This window comes from Dyella japonica DSM 16301 (assembly GCF_001010355.1).
Lineage (GTDB): Bacteria > Pseudomonadota > Gammaproteobacteria > Xanthomonadales > Rhodanobacteraceae > Dyella > Dyella japonica.
Genome location: NZ_JPLA01000068.1, coordinates 1 through 8,041, shown reverse-complemented (window position 1 = coordinate 8,041; position 8,041 = coordinate 1). Strand labels below are relative to the sequence as shown.

9 protein-coding genes are annotated in these 8,041 nt (G+C 64.4%); 3 read left to right on the top strand and 6 right to left on the bottom strand.

What is annotated here, in order from left to right:
• Positions 1-81: 81 nt before the first annotated feature.
• The 4 genes from Y882_RS17965 to Y882_RS20520 form a co-directional block, all read right to left on the bottom strand.
• The gene (locus tag Y882_RS17965) at positions 82-2,190 is read right to left on the bottom strand and encodes a TonB-dependent siderophore receptor (protein ID WP_046973333.1); all 2,109 of its coding nucleotides are present in this window, start codon (positions 2,188-2,190) and stop codon (positions 82-84) included.
• A gap of 234 nt (positions 2,191-2,424) precedes the next feature.
• A complete protein-coding gene (locus Y882_RS17960) occupies positions 2,425-3,195 on the bottom strand; it encodes an SGNH/GDSL hydrolase family protein (protein WP_046973332.1) in 771 nt (256 codons plus the stop codon).
• Positions 3,196-3,283: 88 nt separating this feature from the next.
• Positions 3,284-3,736, bottom strand: a complete 453-nt coding sequence (locus tag Y882_RS17955) for a TonB-dependent receptor domain-containing protein (protein ID WP_046973331.1) — start codon at positions 3,734-3,736, stop codon at positions 3,284-3,286.
• Positions 3,737-3,828: 92 nt separating this feature from the next.
• Positions 3,829-3,972: a hypothetical protein gene (locus Y882_RS20520; protein WP_169748755.1), complete on the bottom strand. Its 144-nt coding sequence runs from the start codon at positions 3,970-3,972 to the stop codon at positions 3,829-3,831.
• A 194-nt stretch (positions 3,973-4,166) separates the two neighbouring features.
• Here Y882_RS20520 and Y882_RS17950 point away from each other — a divergent pair, with 194 nt between their 5' ends.
• Positions 4,167-4,427, top strand: a complete 261-nt coding sequence (locus Y882_RS17950) for a hypothetical protein (RefSeq protein WP_046973330.1) — start codon at positions 4,167-4,169, stop codon at positions 4,425-4,427.
• 3 nt (positions 4,428-4,430) lie between these two features.
• Here the strand turns inward: Y882_RS17950 and Y882_RS17945 are convergent, their stop codons facing one another.
• Positions 4,431-5,264 (bottom strand): helix-turn-helix transcriptional regulator, encoded by an 834-nt coding sequence (locus Y882_RS17945; protein WP_046973334.1) that lies wholly within the window; start codon positions 5,262-5,264, stop codon positions 4,431-4,433.
• 160 nt (positions 5,265-5,424) lie between these two features.
• On the opposite strand from Y882_RS17945, the gene Y882_RS17940 reads away from it, so the two are divergent.
• Positions 5,425-6,303: an isocitrate lyase/PEP mutase family protein gene (locus tag Y882_RS17940; protein ID WP_046973329.1), complete on the top strand. Its 879-nt coding sequence runs from the start codon at positions 5,425-5,427 to the stop codon at positions 6,301-6,303.
• Between the two features lie 79 nt (positions 6,304-6,382).
• On the opposite strand, the gene Y882_RS20900 is transcribed toward Y882_RS17940, so the two are convergent.
• The gene (locus tag Y882_RS20900) at positions 6,383-6,505 is read right to left on the bottom strand and encodes a hypothetical protein (protein WP_280136539.1); all 123 of its coding nucleotides are present in this window, start codon (positions 6,503-6,505) and stop codon (positions 6,383-6,385) included.
• A gap of 101 nt (positions 6,506-6,606) precedes the next feature.
• Here Y882_RS20900 and Y882_RS17930 point away from each other — a divergent pair, with 101 nt between their 5' ends.
• Positions 6,607-7,881 carry an MFS transporter gene (locus Y882_RS17930; RefSeq protein ID WP_425479486.1) on the top strand — a complete coding sequence of 425 codons (1,275 nt, stop codon included), beginning with the start codon at positions 6,607-6,609 and terminating at the stop codon, positions 7,879-7,881.
• Positions 7,882-8,041: the final 160 nt, after the last annotated feature.

Genomic DNA, 8,041 nt, shown 5'->3' with positions numbered 1-8,041 from the left:
CAAGCCTACGGAGCGATACAGCGCAGGGTGCCTGTCGCGCACAGGGTGCGCTCCCACAGACAAGCGGCTAGGCGCAGTTACTCACCAGCGATAGCGCGCCGACACGGTGATCTCCCTCGGATACCCGTAATAGCACCAGATCGCACTGTTGCACGCACTGATGTAGTTGCGATCGAACAGGTTCGCCGCGGTCACCTGGAAACGCCAGCGCTCCAGATCGTAGTGCGCGTTCGCATCGAACAACGTATAGCCGCCCGTGCGGAACTGGTTGAACGCATCGCCGTAATGCTCGCCGATGAAACGCACGCCACCGCCGAAGCCCAGGCCCGCGAGCGCACCTTCATGCACGTTGTAGTCAGCCGACAGCGAGGCCTGCTGTTTCGGCACCAGCGCGACTTCCTTGCCCAGCGTGGCATCGTTCGCATGAGTGACCTTGGCGTCGGTGTACGCATACGCGGCCGTCATGTTCAGGTGATCGGTCACCGCCACATTCGCTTCCAGCTCCGCGCCGCGCGTACGCGTCTGGCCTTGCTGCAGCGAGAAGAACAGGTGATTGGGATCGACCGTGAGCGCGTTCTTCTGGGTGAGCTGGTAGATGGCGCCGGTGATCAGCGTGCGGCCATCCGGCGTCTGGTACTTCAGGCCGCCTTCGTACTGGTCGCCGGTGATCGGCTTGAACGCGCTGCCGTCGAAGGTAGTGCCCACCGTGGTCTTGAACGAGTGCGAATAGGCCACGTACGGCACCAGCCCGATGTCGGTGGTGTAGTTCACGCCCAGGCGGCCGGAGAACGCGTTGTCGTTCTGCTTCTCACGCGTGTTGGCGATCAGGTCCTTCACGTCGTTGCTGACCCAGTCCTCACGGCCGCTGGCGACGATGCCCCACTTGTCGATGCTGACCTGGTCCTGCACGTACGCACCCAGCTGCTCGAGCAAGGTGTTGGTGTGGAAGGTATAGGGCGCCGGCGGAATCGGCTGGCCATAGACCGGATCGAAAATATCGATGCTGGGCGCGGAACCGAAGCCCGACTTGTAGTCGTTGTGGCTATGCAGATAGTCCACGCCCATCAGCACGTTGTGCTGCACGCTGCCCTGGTCGAATTTCGCCTCGACCTGGTTGTCCACCGCGAACACGTTGGCATGATCGACCAGCGGATAGTTGTAGCGGTTGAGCGTGCGCAGGTCGTCCTGCAGGCCCAGGCTGCCGATGGAGCGATGGTCGACCTTCTCGTTCTGCAGGCGCAGGTCCTGGCGGAACGACCACACGTCATTGAAGCGATGGTTGAAGGCGTAACCGATCGACTCATCGGTTTTCCAGTAATGGTCGTAACCCGGCTCGCCCGGATTCACGTCGCGCGGAATCTGGCCGTTGGGGTTGGGATAGAGCGTGCCTTGGGACGGCAGGAAACCGCCCACGCCATCGGACAGCGCGCGTTGATAGCGCGGCAGGATGGTCAAGGAGGTGTTGTCGTCCGGCTGCCAGGTGAGGCTGGGCGCGAAGTAGTAGCGGTCGTCCTTGGAATGCTTGATGTTGGAATCGCCCTGGCGCGCCAGGGCCACCACGCGCCACAACCAATGACCGTCGCTGCCGAGCTGGCCGCCGGTATCGCCGGCCAGCTGCTTCTGGCCGAAGCTGCCGATGGTGGCCTCGATCTCGTGCGGTGCATCCAGGCTCGGACGCTTGCTGGTCATGTCGATCATGCCGCCGGGCGGCAGCTGGCCGTACATCGCCGAGGACGGGCCCTTGTTCACTTCGATGCGCTCGAGGCCGTACGGCTCGATGCGCGAATCGGCCGTCCAGTCGCCGTTGGGCAGCGCCAGGCCGTCGAGGAATTTCGCCGGGTCATAGCCGCGGATCAGGATCCAGTCGCTGCGCGGATCGGCGCCGTAGCTGCCGCCCACCGCGCCGGCCAGATAGCGCACGGCTTCATCCAGGCCCTGCACGCCGTACAGCGACATGCGATCGGGCGTGATGGTGCTGACCGATTGCGGGATCTCCACCGTCGGCGTCTCGGTCTTGGTGGTCGAGTAGACGACGTTCACCGGTGCCAGCGAAACGCTCTTCTTGTCGTCCGCCTTGGTGGTTTTGGACGCGGTATTGCTGCTGTCGGTCTGGTCGTCGGCGTAGGCCGGGCCGAGCAGGGCAAACGAGATCGCTGCCAGAAGCGCGGTTCTGGAAAAGGACGCGGACATGTTGAGGAAACCCTTGAAGAATCGTGGCCGCAACCGCTGGCGGCGGTACGGCTCGCCTGAGGCGAGTTACACAATGATAATGATTCTTATTTGTAGATCAACTTTCTACGTCAATCGGCCGTGGCGCGATGTCCGGCGCGGGTCTGCACCGCCTGCCGGTTGCGGAGGGCAAGCAATTGATCTGCTTCGGTTATGGCCCGGCTCGGCGATTGGCCCAGATGCCCGAGCGTTGGCTTAAAGGACGGCCCGTATGGCCGCCTCTGCCAGCGGATCCATCATCCGATAGCCCTCGCGCGTGGGATGAACGCCGTCCTCGGCCAGGCCGGCTTTCATGCCGCCCTCGGGCGTCGCCATCGCGCCGTAGTAGTCGACATAGGTGAATCCATGGCGCGCGGCATAGTCCTTGATCCACACGTTCAAGGCCTGGATGGTGGGGACGGTTTGCAGGCCCGGGCGCCAGGGGAAGCTGGCCGCGGGCGGCACGCTGGCAAGGATGACGCGGATGCCATGCGCCTTCGCCAGTTCCGCCATGGAGGCGAGGTTGCCTTCCACCTGCTCCAGCGTGGCCGGCCCCGTGTTGCCGGCCACGTCGTTGGTGCCGGCCATGATGTGCACGGCTTGCGGATGCAGCTCGATCACGTCCTGCCGGAAGCGCAACAGCATCTGCGAGGTGGTCTGGCCGCTGATGCCGCGATCGAGCTTGCGGTTGGTGAAGAACGCGGCGTCCTTCTGGCCCCAGAACTCGGTGATGGAATCACCCATGAAGACCACGCGTGGTGGCGCGTTGCCGGCTTTCATCAGCGCGGCATTTTGCACGCGGTAGTGGCACAGATCGGCAAAATCGCGTGTGAAAACCGTCGCGTTCGATGCGCCCGACGGCGCGCGCCCGGCGGCGCATGGATCGGCCACGATGCCAGCGACTTCGCCCTGCGCAACCGCTGGGTTGGCGACGGCGCCGAGCAGGCAGCCAAGCAGAGCCAGATGGATCGGGCGTTTGAGCTGCATGCGCGCTGTCCTCGTCGATGTCGATCGTTGCAGCGGCGCGGCCCGGCGCCGCATCGCTCGATCCATGTTACGAGGCAGTCACGCCGCTTCACAAATCCGCATGCACGCTCACAAACGCGCTGCGCGATTCACCCACGAGTGCGCCGGCGCCATTGGCAGCGATGAAATAGCGCCGGGTGGTGAGGTTGCGCAGATTCACATCCACGCCCCACACCGAGGCCTGGTAACCAAGCAATCCGTTCCACACGACGGAGGAGGGAATGCTGTTGGTATTGGTGAGATCGCTATAGCTCTTGTCCTGGTAGTTCACGCCGCCACCGATGCGGAAGCCGCCGATGCCCGCGATGGGAAAGCGATAGGTGGTCCACAGGTTGCCAAGGAAATTGGGCGCGCCCTGCGGACGATGTCCCACCGAGCTGATCCCCCGCGGATTGTCCGTAGTGTAGGCATCCTGGCTGGTCACATTGGCTAGGAGATGCCACTGGTCGGTGAGGGCGGTATCGATGGACGCTTCCGCGCCACGCGTCGCAGGAGTTTTCAAAGATGCCACGTGCCCGGCAGCGTGATCCGCGGATGCCGGGCACGCGGCAGGCAGGCCAGGCGTGCATCGCGCTTGATGCACGCGATCAGCCGTCAGCCAGTGGCACGCGATTGCGCCTCGCGCAATTTCTCTGCGCACTCCTCGCAACACACTTCCACCACGCGATGGCCGACGGTGACCTTGATGGCGTTGTCGTCCAGCGGGTAATCGCACGCGGCGCAGGTCTTCTCACTCATGGCAGCTCTCCGGATATCACCCGAAATTGGGTGAGCCCAGCAGACCACGCGCCTGGTTTCCCATGCTGTCGAATTCTTTAGTCATTGGCAGTGACGCCCGGAAATCACGTCGGCCCGATTTTTAGGACTCGTCCCATATTTCCCGGCGATAGCCATACCTAAGCTGCGCGGACTCACTCACACGCCGTTTTCCCATGTCCCCGAACCATTCCTCCACGTACATCGAGCGTCCCGTGGACGCACGCAGCGAACGCGCATGCCGCGCATGGGCACGTGCGGGCGGCACCGTCTGCGCCATCGCCACGCTGATCTCCATGGCCTACTCTGCCGAGTGGAAGATCCGCATGATGCTGTCCGATCCGCTCGCGTGGATGACGACCTTGGTGGCAATCGCGGCCGGACTCGTGGGTGGTTACGCGCTGGGCGTGCACTTGCACGTGCCCAGCGACGATTGACGATCAGGCCGGGCCGCGCGAGGCCTGACGGAACTCGGTCGGCGAGCGGCCATAAGCTTGTCGGAAGGCGTTGGCGAAATGACTGTGACTGGAAAAACCCAGTTCCGCCGCCAACGCCGAGAGATCATCCACCTTGCCCAGCCGATCGAGCGCGCGCGCCAGCCGCAGTTGCAGCTGATACCGATACAGCGGCATGCCTTCGACCTGCTTGAAGACCTGCGTCAGATAGACCGGCGAGCCGCCGATCTCCTGGCCGATCTCGGCCAAGGTCCAGCGACGCGACAAGTCGCTGGCCAGCAACATTTTCACGCGATCGGCGAGCCGACGACGGGCATGCGTGGACGTCGGCGCGCGCGAGGTGCGCGGTCCCAGGCTGCGGCACACCAGGGTGAGCGTGAGCGCTTCGGCCTCCAAAGGCTCGATGCTGTCGTGCTCGAGGTTGTGACGCAGCAGCGCCACCAGTGCCTGCGCGCGGGCATCGATGCGTTGCGACTGCGCGCGGAAGATCGTGCCTTCACCCGATTGCACCAGCGCCTTGGGCGCCAGCTCGGCGAGCAGTGCATCCGAGAGACGCAATGACAGACAAGCATCACCGCCCTGCAGCGGATGGCTCACCTGATAGCCCTGCTGCGCGTTGAAGAACAACACGTGATTGGCATCGGCCACGGTCTGGTCGGAGGCCACGTGACGCAGGTACAGCCCGCGATAGGGAAACTCCAGCTGGGTCGAGGCGGCGCACTCCTCCGCGCTGCGATGGCGGCAGGTACCGCTGCAGTGCACATCGCGCAGCGTCAACGTTTCCGTCGACAGCAGAACCTGGCTGGAAAAACTCGACATGGTCGGGCCGGCGGCATGCATCCGGAGGTGGGCCGAGCATAGCAAGGCTCCGCCTCCTCATCCTGTGCCAAAGAGCGGTAGCTAAAGATTCTGACAGCGGACCTGATGGGCGAATGGTCTCCTAGTCAGGCCCGATGGCGGGCGTCCCCAGGTCTTCACCATGAACCACGAGCAGACAACCCGAGCCCAGGCTTTCCACCAGCTGCATGCCGGCGCAACACCGCTGATATTGCCCAACGCCTGGGACGTCGCCAGCGCCCGCGTCATCGAGAATGCCGGCGCCAAGGCCATCGCCACCAGCAGCGCCGCCATGGCGTGGTCGTTGGGCTATCCCGATGGCGAGCAGATGCCGCTGGACGAGCTGCTCGCAGCGTGTCGCCGCATCGCCGACGCCGTTTCAGCGCCGCTGAGCGTCGATATCGAACGCGGCTACGGCGTCGACGCCGAAGACACCGGCGGCCTGGTCGGCGCCTTGATGCAGCTGGGCGTGATCGGCATCAATATCGAGGACGGCAAGGATCCGGCCACCGGCCAGCTCGCCGATGCGCGCCTGCTGACGCAGCGCATTGCCTGCATTCGTGCGGTGGCGGAGCATCGCGGCGTCGCGCTGTTCATCAACGCTCGCACCGATACCTATTTGAGCAAGGAGCTGTCCGGCGAGGCGCGCTTCGAAGAAACCCTCAGGCGCGCATTGGCGTATGTCGATGCTGGCGCCAACGGCATCTTCGTTCCTGGGCTGGCCGATCCTGGCGAGATTCAACGCCTCGCCGAGCTACTGCCGGTGCCGTTGAATGTCTACGCCGGTTACCCGGGCGCACCGGATGCGGCCACCTTGCGCGGCCTGGGTGTGCGGCGGATCAGCCTGGGCTGCGGCACCATGCAGGCGGTGCTGGCGCACCTGGCGCGCATTGCGCAGGAAGCGCTGGTCGATGGTCGTTACGACACCATGGGCGATCACATGCTGTCCGTGTGCGAGGCGAACGGTTTGTTCGTGCCGCCTTCGCCTCGCGTGGCCGACCAGCAGCGTCGGCAGGCCTGAGTTCGAATAGAGCGACGGTCCCTTCCATGCAAAGCGCCCGCCGCACCGGCGGGCGTTGTGCATGGTGGCTGTCATCGGCTTACCCGCGGTTGCGGTTGGCGGCGTCGGCGGCCAGACGCAGCTTTTCGTCGGCCCGGGTCAGCAGCGCCGTGGCGCGGGCGGTGTGGCCGCCAAATCGCTTGCTGGTATGGTTTGCGGGCACGCCGGCCTCGAGCAACGATGTGGAGGCCGCATGATCGATGACAGCTGGGAGACGGCCGCGCAAGCGCCGCATGGGACGTGACGATGCTTCAGAGAGCGGCCATGAAACGTGCCGGGCAGGGCGGCGTATCGATGACACGCGCATCGATGGTGATTGCCGCGCTGTCCACCATCGTGGAGTGGTACGACTTCACGCTCTACCTCTACTTCGCCACCGTGTTGTCGCGCGTGTTCTTCGGCGGTGGCGGCAACTCGTTGCTGGCGACGCTGGCGGGCTTCGCCATCGCCTATGCCATGCGGCCGCTGGGTGCGCTGGTGTTCGGCATCATTGGCGACAAGCTCGGACGACGCCACACGCTGCTGCTGTCAATGGCGTTGATGACGGTGGCGATGCTGATCACGGCGCTGTTGCCGGATTTCCAGCGCATCGGCATGGCCGCCGGGTATCTCTTGCTGCTGTTGCGATGCCTGATGGCGTTCTCGGTGGGAGGCGAATACACGGGCGTGGTTGCGTATTTGCTGGAAGGTGCGGACAAGCATCACCGTGGACTGGTCACGTCGCTGGCATCGGCGGCCAGCGAAATTGGCGCCTTGCTAGCCGTGGGCGTATCGGCGCTGACGGTGGGTTTGATGAGTCGCCAGAATCTCGATGCGTGGGGTTGGCGTATTCCCTTCTTCGTGGGCGCGGCGCTCGCGGCAAGCATCTGGGTCGCGCGCTCGGCCATGCAGGAATCGCCGGATTTCGAGCGGCAAAAGGCGCGCGGCACGGTGCCGGTTTCGCCCGTGCGTGACACGCTGGCGCATCATCGTGCAGCGATTGCCAGGACATTTGCGATCTCGGCATTGGGCTCCATCACGTATTACGTGGGCATCACGTATGTGCCGACGTTCTTGAGTTCGACCGGTGCGATCGGCGAGGGCATGTCGCTGGCGCTGTCGACGGTTGCGGCGGTGGCCGTGATTCTGGTCACGCCATGGGCGGGAGCGCTGTCCGATCGGCTTGGCCGCAAGCCGGTGTTGGTTGTGCTCGCCTTGCTGTGTGCGGCGCTGCCCTCGGCGATGTTTGCCTGGATGGCGCACGGTTCGCTGTGGCAGGTGGTGTTCGCGGCGGTGGTGTTGGCTTGCGTTGCCGGTGGGGTGAGCGCCGTGGCAGCGTCGGCTACGGCGGAGCAGTTTCCGGGCGAGGGACGTTTGAGTGGTTTGGCGCTGGGCGTCACCATGGCCACGGCGATCTTTGGTGGCGTGACGCCGTTTCTGGCTGAGCTGCTGGTGAAGATGACGGGGTGGGCGGCAGTGCCTGGGGTGATGATTGCGGTGATTGCGTTGGGGGTGTTGCCGGTGTTGATGACGATGGGGGAGACGCGGCCGCGGGGTTGAGGTGGGCTTGCTCGTCATTCCTGCGAAAGCAGGAATCCAGGCCACGGTGTTTGGTTCTCGCAATCTGGCTCGCCTGCCGCGGGCTTCCGTCCTCCTGCCGGAGGCCGGGTTACTTTTCTTTGCTTGCCCAAAGAAAAGTAACCAAAAGAAAGGGCCCCCC

Coding starts and splice junctions, on each gene's coding strand:
- Y882_RS17940 (WP_046973329.1), top strand. CDS start 5,425: ATGAACCACGAGCAGACAACCCGAGCCCAGGCTTTCCACCAGCTGCAT.
- Y882_RS17965 (WP_046973333.1), bottom strand. CDS start 2,190: ATGTCCGCGTCCTTTTCCAGAACCGCGCTTCTGGCAGCGATCTCGTTT.
- Y882_RS17950 (WP_046973330.1), top strand. CDS start 4,167: ATGTCCCCGAACCATTCCTCCACGTACATCGAGCGTCCCGTGGACGCA.
- Y882_RS17945 (WP_046973334.1), bottom strand. CDS start 5,264: ATGTCGAGTTTTTCCAGCCAGGTTCTGCTGTCGACGGAAACGTTGACG.
- Y882_RS17960 (WP_046973332.1), bottom strand. CDS start 3,195: ATGCAGCTCAAACGCCCGATCCATCTGGCTCTGCTTGGCTGCCTGCTC.
- Y882_RS17930 (WP_425479486.1), top strand. CDS start 6,607: ATGAAACGTGCCGGGCAGGGCGGCGTATCGATGACACGCGCATCGATG.
- Y882_RS20520 (WP_169748755.1), bottom strand. CDS start 3,972: ATGAGTGAGAAGACCTGCGCCGCGTGCGATTACCCGCTGGACGACAAC.